Origin of the sequence: uncultured Desulfobulbus sp. (assembly GCF_963662935.2) — a bacterium.
Lineage (GTDB): Bacteria > Desulfobacterota > Desulfobulbia > Desulfobulbales > Desulfobulbaceae > Desulfobulbus.
On the sequence record NZ_CAXXTL010000001.1, the window covers coordinates 499,589 to 518,682 of the forward strand.

The window sequence follows — 19,094 nt, forward strand, 5'->3', positions numbered from 1 at the left end:
GTGGTGGAGTAGGTGGGCAAATTGGCTTTGGACCAAGCAGGTTCGCCATCAAGATACACGCGAATATTGGTATAACCTAGTTTCTTCGCCAGACCGGCGGAGGCAGTAGACATGCCTCAGGTAGGCCCTCCACAGTAAAAAACAAGCGGTAACTCTTTATTTTTCGGGAGGACTTCTGTTTGTTTTTCTTCCAACATCGGAACAGGGACAGAGTGAGCATCGGGCAAGTGCGACTGGTTGAAGCGAATCAATGGACGGGAATCCACCAGGAAGAGAGGTGCCTTGTCGTTGATTATTTTTTGCAGTTCAGTGGTTTTAATTTCCGTTAGGTAAACCCCCGGCTTTGCCGGGGGACAACAAAAGTTTGACGGTTCCGGCATAATAAAGAAGCCTCCTCTCACGTGGACCGCTCAAAGTCACGAGAAAGGAGGCTTCATGAACAACTTACAATGTTTAAGCCACACGAAATGGGATTGCAAGTTCCATGTAGTGTGGATACCGAAATGCCGTCGGAAGATGCTTTACGGTCAACTTCGCAAGAATCTTGGAGATGTGTTCCATGACCTTGCCCGGCAGAAGGAGAGCCGGGTGTTGGAAGGGCATTTGCAATCCGATCATGTGCACATGCTGATTTCGATACCGCCGAAATATGCGGTATCGCAGATGGTTGGGTATATGAAAGGAAAAAGCGCGATCCATATAGCGCGGACCTACCTTGGCCAACGGAAGAACTATAGCGGCATGAGTTTTTGGGCACGGGGCTATTTTGTTTCAACTGTCGGTGCCGATGAAGAGGTTGTGCGGGCTTACATCCGCGAGCAAGAACAAGAAGACCATCGTGTCGAGCAACTGCAACTATTCAGATAGTCGACCACCGAATGGTGGTCAGAGTATCTGTTAAACATACCGCTTTGAGCGGTTCACAATCTTTCAAGCCACCGGCTTTGCCGGTGGTCACTGACTTCAGTGGTCCCTGGCGGGAGTTTTGCGAATTTTAACTGAATATCAGTGGCATAAGCATCTTTGTCGCGGATCTCGTAGGTGATCTGAACGGCTTTGCCTTTTGCAGCTTGATTGACACCCTTGGATTTGTCGTCAAACTTGACCATCATCACCTTGGCCTGTTCGCCTTTACCGACGGTGATTGAAATCGTTTTGGCCCGTTCCGATACGCCAGCAACCTCCCCTTCGTAAACAAGCTGTTCGGCCTTTTGAACCGCTTCCTTGGCGGATGGGGACTCAGCGACTTCGGCGTTCTTGGTTCCCGCACAGCCGCCGGCTAAAAGCCGCCAGCATCATGCAGAGTGGGAGTAATCGCAACTTTTTCTTGTTCACGGTAATCTCCTCCTCGATGGTGGTTACGGGCATCCGCAAGTGGGAGCCCTTGAATGAACGTTTTGCGTCTTAATTTCTTCCTTTTACCTGAAAAGTTATGGTTTTAGCAACTCAGAATAGAAATCAACAGGACCCTTCGTACGTCACGAAACTGCCTGCTGGATTCCGACATGCGCCCGGAATGACGGCCACAGCGGGTCTTTTATAAAAATGAGTCGCTCGCATGCTGGTTGTTTGGCTGAAGTTCCGATTTTCATTGTTCGTTGTGTCTGAGCAATATAGCCCAGACATCTCGAATATATGACATGATAAATCATCTCGGGCTTGCGAGATACTGTCAGGACGCATACAATAATTTTCTCATTTCGCAAAAGGTTATATAGTTTCGCTTTTTCAAGAAGAACACCACTCAAAGCAGAAACTGCCCAGTTAATCATCGAAAACAGAAGAATTGTGGGCTGAACTGTAACGAACCGGTATTTTAATATAGGTTATATTTTTTTTCGCAAAACTGAATCGTTTTTAACACGAGGAGCAGGAAATGTCTGATGATTTCGGTACAGTTATTTTGAAAACAAATTGGTTCAGCGATGAGGATTTTGAAAAAAAAGTACCAGGTTTGACCTTTCTGTCAGGTGATCAAGTTGGGCGCCGGATCATGCTCGCCAACGACCATATCACCCTAGGACGCTCCTCTGAAGCGACTATAATGTTGAGGGATACGCTTGTCTCGCGCCTTCATCTCGCTATTGGTTTCAACCCCGAACTCCGTGGTTATGTTATACAGGATTTAAAAAGCACAAACGGATCATTTTTGAATGGCATTCGGATTACAGAGGCCGCACTCCAAGAGTCCGACAAAATTCTTATCGGAAACACCATCCTTCGGTTCGGATGGTCCGATATCTTTGACCTCAAGTATCAGAATGAAATAGACAACCTGCTGAATATCGACGAACTGACCGGACTCGTTGTCAAGCGCAGGTTCGATGAAGAATTGGACCGATTCATCGCGGTCTCTCTAACTCATGGTGCAGAGTTGGCAATGATCATGATGGACATCGACGGGGTCAAAAAAATCAACGATACCCATGGCCACGCATTTGGCGCCTATACCATCAGCCAAACCGGTAAACTGATTAAGGCGATCACGAACCAGAAGGGGTTGGCGAGTCGGTTCGGTGGCGACGAATTCATGGTTTTCCTTCCTAACTTTAAGCTGGATGCTGCCGAACAGATTGCAGAAGCAATCCGCTCACAAGTTGAGACGTATAATTTTGAGATGGAGGGCATCATCCTTCGCCCCACCATCAGTATCGGCGTTAGCATCCTTAAAAAGAACGATACCATGGCTTCGCTCTTCAAGCGTGCCGATGAGGCCCTTTACATGTCGAAACGATCAGGCCGGAACAAGGTCAGCACTCTCATATGATCCACCTGGAAACACGAGACAGGTGATTCCTCAGCGCCTTTTGAAACCAGCTGAAATTCGATGGTAATCGGAAAAAAGGACTGTTCCACCCATAGGGCTCGAAAGTCCAACAAACAAGGAATGAGTGCCGATGACAAGCAGCGGTAACCAATAGGCCGAGGAAAAAAGCTAACTATGCGGCTCGCGGTGGGCTGCAAGCGAGTTACCAGGTATTACCTTTCGACATCTTTTACTAGTGGCACCAGTCTCCGGCTAACTGCCGTTTTTAAGGTTCAAAGGTGCGGAAGAAAAACACGCAAGGATCGTCTTTACCGTACAAGCAATCCGAGGCGGGCGAGTCTGCGAAGGAGGGCCTTCATCTCCCGCTCCCCAGCCTGCCCTGTCGATATCATTTTTCCCTGTCCTGTTCCATCACCTTGCGATTCCGCGTCTCGTGCCCTCTGACGGAATTGATCCGTTAGAGAGGCTACGGTGTGGGTGCCATCGAGTATCTGCACCAGCTGACAGGCGAGAGTATCGTCAAGGCGTACTGTCCGATGCCGCAAGGTAGTCAAGAGGTCGCCCCTGGCTGCCTGCATTCTCGCCACCGGGCTGACCATGGGGTATTCTCCCGGCTCGAGTACCAGGAGGGGAGGGGAGAGATGGACATCCACCAAGCCCGTCCCAAAACCGCTCTGCAAAATAGCGCCAAGCTCTATCTCATCTTCGTTCGCTCTTGCTCTCCCTAAAGAATTGAGTGCTTCAGTCAAAATTTCTTTAAAATGGACGGATTGAGGCCACATTGATCCCAGATATTGCAGTGCCGCCTTGGCCAGGGGGTTTGTCGTCTTGAGACGGGATCCCTGGTCACCGTGGAATTCCATTTCCTCAGGGGAAAAGAGGTCAGGGTTTGCAGAAACAGCCGTGGTGGGCGAGGAAAAATAAAAGTCCGCCATCTGTTCCGGCTGCACTTGAAAATGAATGGCAAGATTCGCGTGGCAGAGAAGAGTCTGGCGGAATCGGCGACAGCGCAGGAAATCAAGATACTGCTGTTGCCCGAGAATATTACCCTCCAACCCATTGAGAACTTTTACCGTATGTTCAGGAAACTGATCGGTTTGAACCATGAAATATTCGGCTTCAGACAGAAACTGCAAGCCAAACGAGCCGGCATGCTCCATGAATTGGTGGAAATAGAGCGGCTGGTTGATCTCGGCGAGATCGTCATGGAAAAGGTGCGCTGCCGAATAATGCATCACCCGCTCCAGTTCCTTGTGGAGCAAACGGCCGTATTCGTCCGGTTCCGTCTGGGAATCGGCGAGAAATTTAAGCAGCGCCTGGGCCTGATGAATTTTGGTGAGGGAATCGGGCGCATTATGGACATGATACAGCATCATCTCCCGGAGCATATCGCGGATATGACAGCCCGGATAGGTGTTGTAGCTGATAAAAGCCACCCCATGGGCGGCCAGATGCTTCTGACAGACGGCCATCAGCTTGTCCTGCACGACCGGCGGCACCCAGGAATAGAGGCCATGGGCAATGATATAATCAAAGGTCCCCATGGTGTCGGGAAAATCAAGCAGATCGAGCTGATGCAGCTGGAGGTTGCCCAGCCCTAATTCCTGTATGGTCGCTTGGCCTTCGGCAATAGGCCGGGCGGCGAGATCGATGCCTACACATTCAGCACCCGGCAGCCCCCAGGCCATGGGAATAAGATTGGCCCCGCTGCCGCAGCCGAGCTCCAGGACCCGGCAGCGGTCAGCCGGGGTGGGTTGCATCCCCAACAGGGTGGCCAGGGTAGCCAAACGATCGGGATGGGTTTGACGGTAGGAGTGGCCAGGGTAGAGGATCTGATCGTAGGGGGTGGGATTGGCTCGATTCATGGGAGGGTGGATTGAAGAGTGAACATTGAGAGATTAAAAAAGAAAGCTCCTTGTTTTCAGGCAAAGAGCACCTTGTTCTTCCAGAGTTTTTTTTTTTTAACCTTGCAAAAATAAAATTCGAACATAAAAAAGGCGGTTATCAATCCTGGTAGCCGCCTTTTTTTGTTTCAAATTCTGTGGGCGAGTCTTGGCTTACCGGGTCACCGCTTCAAGCCATTTGAAGAAATCAGGTGCCACGGCATGGTAATAGGGCAATAATGGCGCAGCCACGATCTTTTTGAAAAGCGTGTAGTATTCTTGAATGACCGTTGTGGTCGGGACATTGAATTTTGCGCCACCAGAGTCAAAGGCCTCCCAGACGACAGGAGACAACTCCTTAAAACGAGCCAAGTCACCCCATGTCATTGAAACATGGCTTTCTTCCCATACATCTGCCGGTTTGTTGACCCCCAAACTCTTGGGCGTACACGGCAGGTCCCGGAGTACAGCACCATTGGTCGGATCAAGAACGATGAGACGGTGAGGAGGAGAGACCTGTTCCGGTTCGCCGGGAAGCGAGAGAAAATAGACGAATGTAATGTATTGCAATTTCGAATCTTTCCTCGTCACAACGGGCAAAGTCAGCCACCCCCCTCCGTCGCGTATATCTTTACCAGCTATCGACTCCAGCTCTTCTACCGAGAGATATCTATTCATTGCCATTGACACCTTGAGTGTGACCGGGATAACCGCTGATATGATGCAAAAGAGAATGCAAAGTAGGTATAAAGTCAAGCGGTGCTTGCTTGCGTTCCATATCATTGTTCTATCTTTGGATCAAAGTGGATTTGTTGTGACATTTACCCCCCTGCCGGGCCTCAGTGATTTGTTGAATTGATCAGCTTTAACCGGGTTCATGCATTTTCCGGTTCCAGTATCATTGATAAAGACAGTTTTAGCCTTTCCGTCGGCATCATATTCCACACCTGTCACCTGGACTGCGTGCCCTCCGCCGTTATAACGGGGATCATCCCATAGTTTGCCGGCATCATGGGATGTTATAACCCCTTTCCCTTCTGCTACACCCTGCTGTATGGATTGCATCCCCTGTGGCTCTAAGGTGGAGTCAACACCTTGACTTTTCAGAATCTTTAATCTATCAGCTGGAGAAGTTCCTCCACGTTGTGCTGCCTTTGTCGAATCCTCAGCCCACCCCTTCTCTATGGCGGTATTCAACAAACTATCCTCATCAATGTTTTTGCCAGATCGGTTGATGATTTGCCGCGTTGACTCTACCCCACAATTGCCGTACGTTTGCTGAGTCTTCCCGGATGTCCTTCCTCCGGCGGCGCTTGCACAGGAATCACGTCCGGCTAAAGGATCCCCTAATGTGGCGCCTACCGTTGGCCCTCCGATGACTACGCTCCCAAGACCACCCGTGATCACGCCGCCATGCATTGTCTTGTCGGTCGTGCGGGATGCCGGTTTCCCACCTACAAGGACTGATCCGGCCCCGGTGACGATAAAATCAGGCGGCCCCAGGCAGGTTGCTTTATCCGTCACCCGTGACATAGGTAAACTGCCTGCTGTTGTGACCGGATGGCAAGGGGGGAGTATCGGTCCTCCAACGTGAGGTTTGGGACCAGGGTCCACCATTGGGCATGTATGATTATCGCCTATCCGTGCCGATGGAAATGCCATCTTGTATCCTCCTTCTTTTAACCCGCATTCCTAACTTTCGCGTCATCTCATGGTCATGGATTCAGGCTGATGATTGTCCCCTTGGCCGTTATTCCTGAAGCATCAAGCACAATAGACGATCCGCCCGCTTGGATGGTTATTTTGGTCGCCTCCAGGAGGATTTCCTCAGCCTTTATATGGTGCTTTCCACCGGTAGAGTCGGACCTGTCCCCACCCACGAGCACCACCTTTGAACCTCCCACTTCTTCAGCCTTCGCTCCGCCCACCGTTTCGTTCATAATCCCAACGACACTGACCTGATAGGCGCCGCCGATGGTCAGTTCTTTGGCCGCACCAATGGTTTCCATCGAATTGACACCGATGGTCTCAATCTTGTTGCCACCCACCGATATGCTTAAATTCGAGCCGATGGTTTCGCTCTGGTTGACACCAATGGTGTTGGTACGGTTGTTGACAACCACAAGGGTCTCGTTGTTGCCGACTTTTTGGTTCTTGTCGTGTTTAATCAGGATGTTCCAGTCCTTTTCCCCCTGCAGGTAGACCTCCTCCGAGCCCTTCTTATCCTCAAAGCGGAACTCGTTAAACCCGCCTCCGCCCTTGGAGCTGTTACTTTTGATGGTGCTCTTGGTTTTTTCGTCCGGCAGCGGATACGGGGGGTTATTATTACCATGGTAGACACTACCGGTAACAATGGGCCGGTCCGGGTCCCCTTCAAGAAAAGCGACGATCACCTCATGGCCGATTCGAGGGATATACAGGGCCCCCCAGCCGGAACCAGCCCAGATCTGGCCGACCCGCATCCAGCACGAACTGCTCTCGTTCGCCTTACCTTCCCGGTCCCAGTGGAACTGCACCTTGATCCGGCCATGTTTATCTGTATAGATTTCCTCACCTGCCGGTCCGACAACAATGGCGGTCTGGAGCCCTTCGACCACGGGTTTCGGAGTTAACCGGGGAGGACGAAAAGGCGTATCAAACGGAATGCAGGTGAAGGAATTGGTGTAACTGTTCTGGCCGCGGCCGCCCGAGCTGAATCCCTGCTGGTCCGCGCTGTGATCAACCGCGATCAGCAGATACTTCTTATTGTTCATCTCCTCGCGGAAATAATCCTCCAGGGTGAAACAGTATCCGCTGGCAAAGCCGCGGACATCACTGGTGCCGGTGATTGTGGCGATCCGCGCCTCTTCCTCCTGGATACGCACATCGGCAAAACGGTCGCCCTCGGCGCGCTTGCCGTAAAGGCCAGGGTAGTCATAGATTTCCTTCTCTCCTGGTCCCAGATTCTGCCGGCTTTCCGTTTCGACCCGCAGGGTGGTGTTCGGCGTCTCGAAGTTATAGTCGCTGAGGCTGTACTTGCCGACTCTGATCTCGTTTTTCAGCTCCAGGTTCTTGATCATATCCTCATCAAGGAACACCCCGCCGCCACTGCTGACCTGATAGCGAACTTTTTCATAGTGCAGGCAGGGCGTATGGGCGTTAGTTGCATCTGCCAGCACCAGGGTGTGCTTGCCGTTCTCATGGCTGAAATAGTACGAGATGCCCTCTTCTTCCATCAGTCGGGAAATAAAGTTGAAGTCCGTCTCTCGGTACTGGACGCAGTAGGTCCGGGGCTGGTACGAGCCGTTGAGCTTTTTGGTGTAATCGCTGAGTCCTTTTTCGGCAAATATCTGTTCGATGATATCAACGGCTGATTTCTCCTGAAAGATTCGCAGGTCAGCAGTCTTGGTCAATAACCACAGCCAAGGGACGATGGTGGCCCTGTACTGGGAGAAGACTTCGCCGCTTCGCTCAGCCTGGACATTGCCGCTGCTCTGCGAAAATGATGCGACAATGCCGTTAAAGAAACGCTCCTCGCCGTTTTCCAGGAGAACGGAAACCGTGACATTGCCGCCAATGATGCTGTTGAAAGCAATGCGGTGATTATGGGAGAGGAGGGAGAGCTCAAAATGAAAAGGGCGGGAGAGCTCTTCATGTCCCCTGAATCCGGTGATAAGCAATGTATCGACACCCAAAGGGGATGTAATTTTGATCAGCCTGTTTTCCTGGACATAGGCCATGGCGGTCATCCTTTCGATGAAGAGAAGGTTATGGAGGTTACAATTGTACTGTTGCTCAGAGCAGCGCCGTCATTGCTGATGGCCGATACTGCCGTGCTTGCTGACAAAAAGGAACATCCCGGTTTTGTTTATTCCCATGGACCGGAGAGGCGAGTCAAAGGCTTGGCGATGGACTGGAATCTTGTCAGCCGGATCTTGTTCTGCTCTTTAAAAGAAAGCAGTGGCATCATACCCTGGTCGAGGATCTCCTCCGCCGCTTTCTGGGTCAGCAGAACTTCGGCGCAGGGTTTGGTCGTGACCTCGCCATACTCCTTGAACACATGCAGTGGAAGTCGATCGACCTCAAGCATCTCACCCGGTTGAAACTGCCATCCGTTCCGGCTGAAGGCCTGACCAAGGAGGCCAGCGCAGGCGAAGACCGGGTTGCCCCACAAATAGGAAGAGTGAGCAGGCGTTCCCTCCATCTCCTCAAAGGAAAAACGGTCGATGGGATCGGTGGCCTCACCGTAGGGCAGCCGTAAAAGAAAACGGGGCAAGACCAGTCCGATGAAGGCTGCTTCGGGTAAGGCCCGGAGCGCATTCCAGGCGCTCTGATCTTTACCTTTGAGGGCTGGCTGCCAGTCGCGGGGGTCGGGCGTGGCGGCCAAGGCGTCGCAACCAACGAGCTGGGCATTGGCCCCGGCCAGAAAAGGGGCGCCTGCGCGGGTGAATATCTTGGCCAGCCTTGCCAACACTTCTGCATCTTCCCGGTTCCCGGTAAAGTCATAATCGCCGATCACCGTCGTCCAAGGACCAGCTCCCGGCGTATCCACTGCCTTTTCCACCAGGACTTTATACAGCACTGTTGTACTGAGGTCGGATGCCGGCAGTAGACCAGCGGTCAGTTCTTCCTTGCTGAGGTCAAGCACAAACACCTGTACTTGTTCATTCGTCTCCAGGCGGGAGAGGAGAAAGTGCAATCCTCGCCAGGAGGCCTCCAGGGCCTGAAAGGCAGCATGATGGAGAATCGCCCGCATGAGCGCAGAAATCATGTTGTCCACAGCGGCGACCAGCTCTTCTTCTTGGGGATTGTCAGCGGCGACCAGGTGCGGCGTGACAAGGGTTGTCAGAAATTGTGCCCATCCGGCATCACCTGCGGCTGACCTTTTGTCCGTATCCCGCAAAACGGCTGGAGTCGCCTCCAGAACCCTATCGAGCAGGCTGGCGGAGGGTGCCGAAACCGGAGAGGCAGGCGGGGGCGCATTCTCCTTCGATTGAGGAGATGCCTCTTTTAACCAGGAACTAACCTCGGCGGCAGCTGCATTATAGGTGGCCGGGGAGCGCAACTCCCGCCTAACCTGCCGCAGGTGTTGAAAGATTTCCACCCTATCGAAGAGGCGGTCCGGATGGAAGTCCTCCAACTCCTCGAAACGGAGAGTAAGCGGCGCCTCTCCTTCTGCAAGGGTCAGAGAGATTGCCGCCCCCAGTTTGGCAGGGAGTTCCTCAATAAGGTCCCGGTCCACTTGGATTGGCCGTAAATCGTCCAGAGATGCCGCCGCTCGTAAGGCCCCACGACTTGCTCGACCGGAAAAATCGCCCATGACAAGGAGGCGAAAGGGAGTCCCCTCACAGGCCTTGGCCACCGAATCTTTGAGAGAGGAAACAAGGTTGCATTCGAGTGATCCGAACGAGATTGGTTTATCTGATGCCATGTGAAAGATACCGTTTACCCGTCATTGGCCCGGTGACCATTCCTTCCAACGGTGAAATAACCTGTCGGCGTGAGAGCTGTCCACCTTTAAGAACGCGTTTTATTCCGGTTTATTGAATGGTTGGGCGTTTGAACGTTTAGATTCCTGGATTACAGCATTGCAAAATTCCTTTGCAACATCAGTGCACTCACGAGTTGCATGCTTCACAAAACGAACAAAGCTATTTTTTGGAAAGGTTTCATCACGAATACTTTGCCAGATGAATTTTTTGAATGCCGAGTCCTTGTTAGTGAGTGCTATCATTTCTGGGAGCGATGCCCATTTTTCTACCCAGAGATGTTGGATTGCATCTTGAGCACCCTCAGCAATAGCAGCATCGTAACAATGGTTAAATTGTTTGAAAAAGAGATAAACATTTTTCCAAGAATCCAAGTAATCGGTAACCGTCTCCGCAGCAAACGCCTCGCGCTCTGAGCATTTTTCAGTTGGCTCAGCATGGCATGGAAATGCTACGCAAATTACGAGAGCAAAAATCAGATATTTCATGTCGCTCAACAGTAGATATAATCGGCCAGCCGAGGGACTGCCCACCTTTTAAGAACGCGCTATTTCGGGTTAATTGTCTGGTTCAGGTAAGAATAGACGTTTTCCAAGGGCTTCTTCCGAGTTTTTCTTCTATGGGTTGCGTCGCTCTTCTCATTCAGCCACCTCGTACATATCTGGTTGAGCAACCGTTGAGCGATGCCTGCCGAAGCATCAAAGAGAGCGGCACCCTTAGCGTGGCCACTGTCGCTCACGATTATGGTCCCAGTCTTCGCGTTAACGAGCTTCACCGCCCATGACACGTCCTCTTGGTAACGAACAGCACACATTCCTCGGAAGGCCTCACAAAAAAGCCTCTCTCTCAATCAGCTAATCCCAAAGACAAATTGTCCCGCACTATCCAGGGTGGTCTTGATTTCCGCCACCTGCTCGTTATTCGCCATTCGGGACAACAGTTCCTTGGACATCTCCGGCAGCAGGGTATTGGTTAAGATGTGATCGATATTACGGGCGCCACTATCGACTTCAGTACAGCGGCTGGCGATAGCTTCCACCACCTCGTCGCCAAAGACGAAAGCGGTCCGGCGATTTTCCAGCATGCGTTTGGCAACCTTGTTCAGTTTGAGGCGTGTGATAATCCGCAGATTAGTATCAGTGATCGGGAAATAGGGCACGATCTTCAGACGGCCAAGGAAAGCGGGCTTGAAGTGTTTGGTCAGTTCCGGGCGCAGCATTTCGGCCAAGGCTTCGGGGGCAGGCTTGGTCTCCTCGTCGGCGCAGACCTTCATGATGGTGTCGGTCCCCAGGTTGGTGGTCAGCACGATGAGGGTATTCTTGAAATCGATCTTCCGCCCCTCGCCGTCCTCCAGCATACCCTTGTCAAAGACCTGATAAAACAGTTCCATTACATCCGGGTGGGCCTTTTCCACCTCGTCGAGTAAGACCACGCTGTATGGCCGCTTGCGAACCGCTTCGGTGAGCACGCCGCCTTCGCCGTAGCCGACGTAGCCGGGAGGCGATCCCTTGAGTCCGGAGACAGTATGGGCCTCCTGGTATTCGCTCATGTTGATGGTGATCAGGTTCTGCTCACCGCCATAGAGGAGATCGGAGATGGCAATCGCGGTCTCGGTCTTGCCCACGCCGCTGGTGCCGACGAACAGGAACACCCCTGTGGGCTTGGTGGGGTCCTCGATGCCGGCATGGGCGGTCTGCACCATCTGGCTGATGGCGGCCAGGGCATACTCCTGGCCAATGATTCGCTCGCCCAGCAGGTGCTGCAGGTTGAGCACTGTCTGGATCTCATTGGCCATCATCCGGCCGGTGGGGATGCCGGTCCAGCCGGAGATGACCTCGCTGATGGTCTGGGCGTCGACCGCCACCTGGACCAAGGGCTCTTCGCCCTGGGCTGCTGCCAGCCCGGATTCCAGCTCCCTGAGAGTCGTACTGCTGGAGGCAATGGCCGGATCAGCAGGATTGGCCGCGTGCAGATCACCAATCTCCTGCCGTACCTGGACGATTTTATCGGCCCACTCCATCTCTGCCTTCCACTTCGTCTCCAGAACCTCCAGCCGCTGTTGGGCTGCCTGCCGCTCGATGGCGATCTCTCCGAGCCGTTCGCTGTGGTGACGGCCCATCAGGGTTTCCTTCTCGAGAATCCGGGATTCGCGATCCAGTTCGCCGATGATCCGGCTGGCATCCTCGAGGGCCGGTGGCGAGGTGGTCAGGCCGATGGCGATCCGGGCGCAGGCGGTGTCGAGCACGCTGACCGACTTGTCGGGCAGTTGCCGGGCCGGGAGGTAGCGGTGGGAGAGCCGCACCGAATCGAGGAGGGCGTCGTCGGTGATCATCACCTTGTGGTGTTTTTCCAAGAAGGGGGCGATGGCCCGCATCATGGTTAGGGCTTTGTGCTCGTCGGGCTCTTCAATCTTGACCACCTGAAAACGGCGCGCCAGGGCGGCATCCTTTTCAAAATAGCGCTTGTACTCGGCCCAGGTGGTGGCGGCGATGGTTCGTAGTTCGCCTCGTGCCAGGGCCGGTTTGAGCAGGTTGGCCGCATCATTTTGGCCGGCAGCCCCACCGGCGCCGATCAGGGTATGGGCCTCGTCGATGAACAGGATGATGGGCACCGGCGAGGCTTTGACCTCCTCGATCACCTGCTTCAGCCGCTCCTCGAACTCGCCCTTGATCCCGGCCCCGGCCTGTAGCAACCCCAGGTCCAAGGTGTGGAGGGCGACATTGCGCAGCGGCGGCGGGACATCGCCCTCAACGATCCGCAGGGCGAACCCTTCGACCACCGCAGTCTTGCCGACCCCCGCCTCGCCGGTCAAAATGGGATTGTTCTGCCGGCGCCGGATCAGGATATCGACCATCTGCCGGATCTCGAAATCGCGGCCGAGTACCGGGTCGATCTGGCCCTGTTTCGCCCGGTCGGTCAGGTTGATGGTATACTGGGCCAGGGCCTGGCCCTTGCCCGCCGGTCCGCGCGCGCCCGCTGGTGTCTGGGCGCCGGCGGCAGTCCGCGCCGCCTCTTCCTCGCCTGAACCTGCAGTGATGTCGGCAAAATTGTTTTTCAAGGTCTCGACCGAGATCTTTTTGAACAGCGCTGAGCTTGAAATCAGCAGTCCGGCGGTGTCGGCATTCTCCAGCAGGGCCAGGAGGATGTGGCCGGACCGGATGCTGCCGGCCTGATATTCAATCGAAGCCAGCAGCCACGCCTGTTCGATCATCTGCGGAATGCGCGGCGAAAGGGCTGGGGTCCTGGCATTGCCGGTTTTGAACCCGTCGATCGCCCCGGTCAGGTCAGCAATCAGGTGGGAATCGTTGATCTCGAAAAAGCGTAGAATCCGCTGCCAGTCGGTCTCGGCCAGGTCGAGCAGCTTGAGGAAAAAATGCTCCAGATCGACCTCGTAATGGGTATGGGCAAGACAGAGACCAGCCGCTGATTCAAGAGCGGTGCGGCAGGTGGGGTTGAGTTTGGCTATCAGCGACTTCAAATTAGATCTGGCCATGGGATGCTCCTTGGTCGTAGGGGTTATACCGTACCTGATTCCTGAAAGGTCACCTGCATGTCTTCCGGGTGGATGAACTGTTCGCCTTTCAACCAGGTCGACCACCCGAGCCGGGTACCGGCCTGGGCGGACGCCTGCCCGATCCGGCAGCCGGGGACTTCTTCCCGCCTGAGGCGGAGGCGGAGTTCGAACTCGTATTCGATCCCGACCATGTAGCGGATGAGGGAAAAGGTCGGTCGGTGCATATCACCGGCGGGGATGAGGCGCACGAATTCCCGAAAAGATAAGGGACCGAGGACCACGCGGAATTTTGTCTGGCACTCCCAGACATGCTGGCCGAGGACGAAATCCTGGCCGAGTCCCGCCTTGCCCTGACCAAGAAGGCAGACATCGGCCGCGTCCAGCGGAATCATCCGCTCGATGCACTGCTCCACGACAGCTTCGGTATCGGCAAAATGGGCCACCGTCTCGCTGATTGCGACCGCAGAGGGCACCATCCGGGAGAGCAGCCCGCTGTAAAAGGAGAGGGATTCTTCGGCAAAGCCGATCCGGCCGGTCAATTTGGCCGTACCCAGACCGCAGAGGCTCAGCAGGTAACCGGAGAGTTTGTCTTTGGCTCCGGGCAGGAAGTTCACCGGAAATTGATGCTTCTTCCAGGCCAGGTAGAAAAAACTGATCAGGCGATGATGGAAGAGATCAAGGAAAGAGGTGAAGGCGGTATCTTTGGCCCGGAGCCGTTCCGCAGCCAGGGTGTTGTACCAGTGCGGCAAAATGCCGGATGGGCCGATCAGCCCCAGGAAGGCGATCTCCATCGCCGCCGGGCCTCCTTCTTCTCCGAGGATGAGGTCGACAATGTCGCTGGCTGGAAAGGTGAACCCAGGCTTAACGGCAAAGCGCACCGCCTCCCGGGAGGGATCCAGGGTGGCGCCCAGCTTTTTTTTCTCCGGGGTCAAGGACTCCAGGAGATGAACGGCACTGAAAAAGGAAAATCGGTACCATTCGGCAAAAAGCCGTTCGTTTATAGAAGGACCCGCTGCCCGCTTCTCGGTGGCCATTCTTTCACTACCTTTTTATCTTTGGAGGTGATTACCACCAGTTGGCTGAAGGAATTCACCGACACGTACTGGCCGAAAAAACGCTCCAGGATGGAAGCAAAGAGGTACATGCCGGCGCCGACGAAATTTTCCTGATCAAGCTCAAGCGTAATCCGAACCCCCCGGCAGATCGAGCGGCCGAGCCGCCTGGTCACATGCTTGGCGCTGATCGCAACGATCCCGCTGATCTGCTGCTTGGTGGAGGGTGAGTCCTCAAAATCATATAGCTGTAGAATTTCCCGCAACGCCTCCTCGCCGCCTTCCACCAGCGACAGGTAGTTGAGGGAGAGGTGCGAGATGAGCCGCCACTGCAACCCGCCCTCCAGGGAAGGCCGCCGCGTCGGGGTCGGCTTGCTCAGGCAGCGGATGGCCCGGATGGGAGCGGCAATTTCCAGGGTGAAATCTCCGTTCGGATCACCGAACGGCAGCTTGCCGGGCAGGTCGCGATTGGTGCAGGTGAGCTTGGCCATCAGCACCTCGACGGCCGGATCCGTGGGTTTGAAGTTCAGATCAACAAAGGAGAGATACACATCGGTGCCGTTATCCCCCTTTTTTGCAGAAGCGCGGCGCTTACTGTGCCAGAAAACCTGGCGACGCAGGTTTTCTGTCTCGGCGAGGTGGTGGCGGATGGAATAGAACGGCTTGAATTCCTCGCCCTCTTCGCCAGCGCTTCCACCGGTCGACACGATCCGGTCCAGACTGAAGATCTCAATGGCGTTGCTGCGCCGGATATCGGGGATGACCTGATATTCCGGTCGGCTGTGCTCGACCCGGATCGGTTCGGCTATCCGCTGGAAGAGATTGACCACCGGGGCGCCGTTGCAGACCAGGGTTTCCCGGTCCACCGCGAGTTTGGTCTTGGGGATTCTGTTGAGATAGATATTGATCGTCACCGCCTGATTCGCCTGGATTTGCCGCAGCTGATCCAGGCTATGGAGGTCCAGGAAGAGAAATTTTTCCGGGAAGCTGAAGTACTCGAACAGCAGCCGGTAGCCGGGGAAAGACCGGCCGGTGAAGGGCAGCAGGGCCTCCTCATCCTCGAAGGCGGCTGGCCGGATCACATCGGCCGGCAAGGTCAGTCGGCCAATCTGCTTGCCCTGTTCGTCCATAGTCTCCATCTCGACGCTGACCACATTATTGAGCAGCAACTCGTACAACTCAAACACATGGTGGGCCTGGCCGTTGAGGTAAAAACGGAGATGCTTCCAGCCCAGATCGGATAAGCTGATGTTGTTGTAGGAGGCTAGGTCAATCTGCAGCACCAGGCGGGCGTCATCCTTGCGGGCGAAGTCCGGATCCTTGAAGGCGACCTGCGTCACTTCCACCGGCCAGATCTCCACTGGCATGCAGGTCCGGAAGCTGCAAGGGGCACCGGCCACCGAACTGGAGAAGATGGCTGTATCACGGGGAACCGCATACCCGGCCTCACTGATGTTCTGCCGGATGGGGTCGAACTGGACAATGGCCATGGAGGGAATCGGGGCCACATAGTGCGGATAGATGATATTGAGCAGAGACTGGGTGATCTCGGGGAAATCATCATCGATCTTTTTGTGGATACGGCCGCTGATAAAGGCAAAGGCCTCGATCAGCCGCTCCACATGCAGGTCCTCGGATTTATCCGCCTCCAGCAGCAATCGACCGGCGATCTTGGGGTACTTGCGCCCGAATTCGGCGCCCAGTTCCCGGATGTAGGTTAATTCCTGTTCGTAATAGCTCAGCAGGGTGTCATCCATGGGTCACATCACTGGGAAATCAGGTACTCGCCCCGATTGGCGTCAAACAGGGTGTCAAAGACCACCGGCTCCGAAAGAGGGGTGATCACAAGGGTGCCGGATATTCGAAAGTGGAGATTGCGTTCGTTTGCCCGCTGCTCAATCTGCACGATGACGTTTTTGAGCCGTGGTTCAAAGAGGGCAAGGGTCTGCACCACCTCGCGCCGCAGTTTTTGGACCACCACGGAACTGCTGGGATTCTCGTTGGAGAAATCCCGCAGACCGTATACATGGATCGACTTGCCGACCATGGTCAGGGCGGCGGCCGGCATCTGCACCGTGCGCCGGGTATTCAACAGATTTTCGATATCCCGGATCACCGAGGCCTTGATATCGGCAAAACTGGCCCGCCGGGCCGGGGCCGATTCAAAGGGAACCCCAGGCTCGTCATCCATGAGTTTGTCCAGAATCGAGGCCTGGAGATTGTCAAGCGCGTCTTTCATGGGCACCAAGGTGTTCGGTTTGACCGCGAGAGCAAGGGGGAGCGGACGACCGCAGCAGACGCGATCATCCGCTCCTCCCTATGGTTTGGTTGTTTGCTTTGAGTTAGACCGACTTATTCTCAATCAGACTCCATGCGGCTGAGACCTTGCCCTTGGCGGCACCTGTCTTCTTGTCAGTTTCGGTATAGGTCCAGGTCATCTTGCCGTAGTTAAAGCTGATTTCTTCCTGGGGCAGGGTATCGGCGTTCTGCATAGACCCGTTGGAATTCACCGAGCTGACCAAAACGTCCTCCAATTTGTATTCCATGTACTGTTCTTTGTTCCCTCCTGCCCGGTTGAGCGTCATGGTCACGGTTTTAATATGCTCACCTTTGGCACAGGCCAGCGCCAGTTTCGGCGAGGCCTTGTCCAGGGAGTGGACAACGGTGAAATCGGCAAAGTCTGCGCGGCCGGAAGATCGTGCCCCTGCGGTACTGCGTGATCCGGCTGAGCCTTGGGAAATACCGGTGCTGTAGGAATGGACTTCAATCCAATCCTTGTGTTTGTCGTCCGTACTTTCCCCCGGAATGGTTTCAATCTTTAAAAAACAGTCAAAGGCCATGGTCATACCTCCTCAGTGTTAATGTAAATGAGATTGTGTTGCTTCTCCTGCACTCTATCAACCCTACTCAACCTTTAGCCGGCGGCGGCAGATCGGCAACCAGCCGCAGGGATACGCTGAGTTCATCCAGCTGAAAATGGGGCTTCAAAAAGGCGACCGCCCGATAGGCCCCCGGCTTGCCTGGGATCTCGGTGACATCGATCCTAGCCTCGCGCAGCGGCAGGCGAGCCTTGGTCTCCGGGGAGGCATTGTCATCGAGCAGGACATAGTTGGCGATCCACCGGTTGAGAAAATCTTGGGCGTTCTGCCGGGACATGAACGAACCGATCTTGTCGCGCATCATGGCCTTGAGGTAATGGGCAAACCGTGAAATCGCCATGATGTACTGCAGCTGCGAGGACAGACGGGCATTGGCCGAGGCTGCATCGGAATCATAGACCTTAGCCTTGTTGGCGGTCTGGGTACTGAAAAAGGCAGCATAGTCCGTGCCCTTGCAGTGAACCAGGGGGATAAAGCCCAGATCGGCCAGTTCCTTTTCCCGCCGGTCGGTAATGGCTATCTCCGTCGGGCATTTGAGGGCGACATCCCCCTCATCGGTGTGGAAGGTATGCACCGGCAATCCTTCGACCAGGCCACCGCCTTCGACGCCGCGGATAGCCGCACACCAGCTGAACTTGGCAAAGGATTCGGTCAACCGGCTGCCTAAGGCATAGGCGGCATTTCCCCACAGGTATTTGCTGTGATCCTTGCCGTCGACATTTTCTTCAAAGGCAAAGGACTCGACCGGCACATTGTCCTTGCCGTACGGGAGTCGCATGAGGATATGGGGCAGAGCCAGAGCAACATAACGTGAGTCCTCGGATTCGCGGAAGGAGCGCCACTTGGCGTAATCGGCGCCCTGAAAAATCTTGGCCAGATCGCGCGGGCCGGAGAGCTCGGTATAGCTATCCCAGTTGAATAGACCTGCGGAAGCAGCGGAAACAAAGGGGGCATGGGCCGCCGCTGCCACCTGCGAGATCTTTTCCAACAAGGCTATATCCTGGGGATGATTGGAAAATTCATAATCGCCGATCATGGCCCCGTAGGAGGAGCCGCCAAAAGTGCCGAACTCCTCTTCATAGATCTGCTTGAACAGCGCCGACTGATCGAATTCGCTAGCCTTTTCCATATCCTTGAGCAAATCCTTCTTGGAAACATTGAGGACACGGATCTTCATCCGCTGACCGGTTTCCGATTTGTTCACCAGGTAATGCAGACCACGCCACGAGCCTTCCAGCTTTTGAAAGGACTCATGGTGCATGACTTCGTTGAGCTGGTTTGATATCAGTTGGTCAAGCTGGCTGATCCGGGCCGTGATCATGGCCTCCATATCTTTGGAAACCACCATGGCGCCGCCCATAATCTGGCTGACGAACTCGCTGATGAGGTCCTTGGCCCTTGCCTTCTGATTTTCCTCCCGGGCCATGCGGCCTTCTTCAATGATGGTGTCGAGCAGACTCCTTGCCTCTGTGACCGTCTCGGCCGTTTGGGCCGCTTGATTCTGCTGTGCGTTCTCAGTCATCTCGTCTCC

16 protein-coding genes are annotated in these 19,094 nt (G+C 54.5%); 2 read left to right on the top strand and 14 right to left on the bottom strand.

Annotated elements, in window-relative coordinates; genetic code table 11:
* Positions 1-116: 116 nt before the first annotated feature.
* Positions 117-380 (bottom strand): rhodanese-like domain-containing protein, encoded by a 264-nt coding sequence (locus ACHZCX_RS02170; RefSeq protein ID WP_319585596.1) that lies wholly within the window; start codon positions 378-380, stop codon positions 117-119.
* 55 nt (positions 381-435) lie between these two features.
* Here ACHZCX_RS02170 and tnpA point away from each other — a divergent pair, with 55 nt between their 5' ends.
* Entirely contained in the window at positions 436-867 is a 432-nt protein-coding gene (tnpA, locus tag ACHZCX_RS02175) for an IS200/IS605 family transposase (protein WP_319585594.1), read from the top strand.
* A 53-nt stretch (positions 868-920) separates the two neighbouring features.
* Here the strand turns inward: tnpA and ACHZCX_RS02180 are convergent, their stop codons facing one another.
* Positions 921-1,112, bottom strand: coding sequence for a hypothetical protein (locus tag ACHZCX_RS02180; RefSeq protein WP_319585597.1), 192 nt, complete (start codon positions 1,110-1,112; stop codon positions 921-923).
* 764 nt (positions 1,113-1,876) lie between these two features.
* On the opposite strand from ACHZCX_RS02180, the gene ACHZCX_RS02185 reads away from it, so the two are divergent.
* Complete coding sequence (locus ACHZCX_RS02185; RefSeq protein WP_319585598.1) at positions 1,877-2,767, top strand: GGDEF domain-containing protein; 891 nt, start codon at positions 1,877-1,879, stop codon at positions 2,765-2,767.
* Positions 2,768-3,075: 308 nt separating this feature from the next.
* On the opposite strand, the gene ACHZCX_RS02190 is transcribed toward ACHZCX_RS02185, so the two are convergent.
* The 12 genes from ACHZCX_RS02190 to tssC form a co-directional block, all read right to left on the bottom strand.
* Positions 3,076-4,632 (bottom strand): class I SAM-dependent methyltransferase, encoded by a 1,557-nt coding sequence (locus tag ACHZCX_RS02190; protein ID WP_319585599.1) that lies wholly within the window; start codon positions 4,630-4,632, stop codon positions 3,076-3,078.
* A 192-nt stretch (positions 4,633-4,824) separates the two neighbouring features.
* Positions 4,825-5,328 carry a hypothetical protein gene (locus tag ACHZCX_RS02195; RefSeq protein WP_319585600.1) on the bottom strand — a complete coding sequence of 168 codons (504 nt, stop codon included), beginning with the start codon at positions 5,326-5,328 and terminating at the stop codon, positions 4,825-4,827.
* A 120-nt stretch (positions 5,329-5,448) separates the two neighbouring features.
* Positions 5,449-6,312 (bottom strand): PAAR domain-containing protein, encoded by an 864-nt coding sequence (locus tag ACHZCX_RS02200; protein WP_319585601.1) that lies wholly within the window; start codon positions 6,310-6,312, stop codon positions 5,449-5,451.
* Positions 6,313-6,365: 53 nt separating this feature from the next.
* On the bottom strand, positions 6,366-8,369 hold the full coding sequence (locus ACHZCX_RS02205; RefSeq protein WP_319585602.1) for a type VI secretion system tip protein TssI/VgrG: 2,004 nt from the start codon (positions 8,367-8,369) through the stop codon (positions 6,366-6,368).
* Positions 8,370-8,497: 128 nt separating this feature from the next.
* Positions 8,498-10,060 carry a type VI secretion system contractile sheath domain-containing protein gene (locus ACHZCX_RS02210; RefSeq protein ID WP_319585603.1) on the bottom strand — a complete coding sequence of 521 codons (1,563 nt, stop codon included), beginning with the start codon at positions 10,058-10,060 and terminating at the stop codon, positions 8,498-8,500.
* 99 nt (positions 10,061-10,159) lie between these two features.
* Positions 10,160-10,606 (bottom strand): hypothetical protein, encoded by a 447-nt coding sequence (locus ACHZCX_RS02215; protein WP_319585604.1) that lies wholly within the window; start codon positions 10,604-10,606, stop codon positions 10,160-10,162.
* Between the two features lie 362 nt (positions 10,607-10,968).
* Positions 10,969-13,611, bottom strand: a complete 2,643-nt coding sequence (gene tssH / locus ACHZCX_RS02220; RefSeq protein WP_319585605.1) for a type VI secretion system ATPase TssH — start codon at positions 13,609-13,611, stop codon at positions 10,969-10,971.
* 23 nt (positions 13,612-13,634) lie between these two features.
* A complete protein-coding gene (tssG, locus tag ACHZCX_RS02225; protein WP_319585606.1) occupies positions 13,635-14,666 on the bottom strand; it encodes a type VI secretion system baseplate subunit TssG in 1,032 nt (343 codons plus the stop codon).
* Positions 14,630-16,441, bottom strand: coding sequence for a type VI secretion system baseplate subunit TssF (gene tssF, locus ACHZCX_RS02230; RefSeq protein ID WP_319585607.1), 1,812 nt, complete (start codon positions 16,439-16,441; stop codon positions 14,630-14,632). The genes tssG and tssF overlap by 37 nt, the downstream gene beginning before the upstream one ends.
* An 8-nt stretch (positions 16,442-16,449) precedes the next feature.
* A complete protein-coding gene (tssE, locus tag ACHZCX_RS02235; RefSeq protein ID WP_319585608.1) occupies positions 16,450-16,923 on the bottom strand; it encodes a type VI secretion system baseplate subunit TssE in 474 nt (157 codons plus the stop codon).
* 103 nt (positions 16,924-17,026) lie between these two features.
* On the bottom strand, positions 17,027-17,524 hold the full coding sequence (locus ACHZCX_RS02240) for a type VI secretion system tube protein Hcp (protein WP_319585609.1): 498 nt from the start codon (positions 17,522-17,524) through the stop codon (positions 17,027-17,029).
* 67 nt (positions 17,525-17,591) lie between these two features.
* Positions 17,592-19,085, bottom strand: coding sequence for a type VI secretion system contractile sheath large subunit (tssC, locus tag ACHZCX_RS02245; protein WP_319585610.1), 1,494 nt, complete (start codon positions 19,083-19,085; stop codon positions 17,592-17,594).
* Positions 19,086-19,094 lie beyond the last annotated feature (9 nt).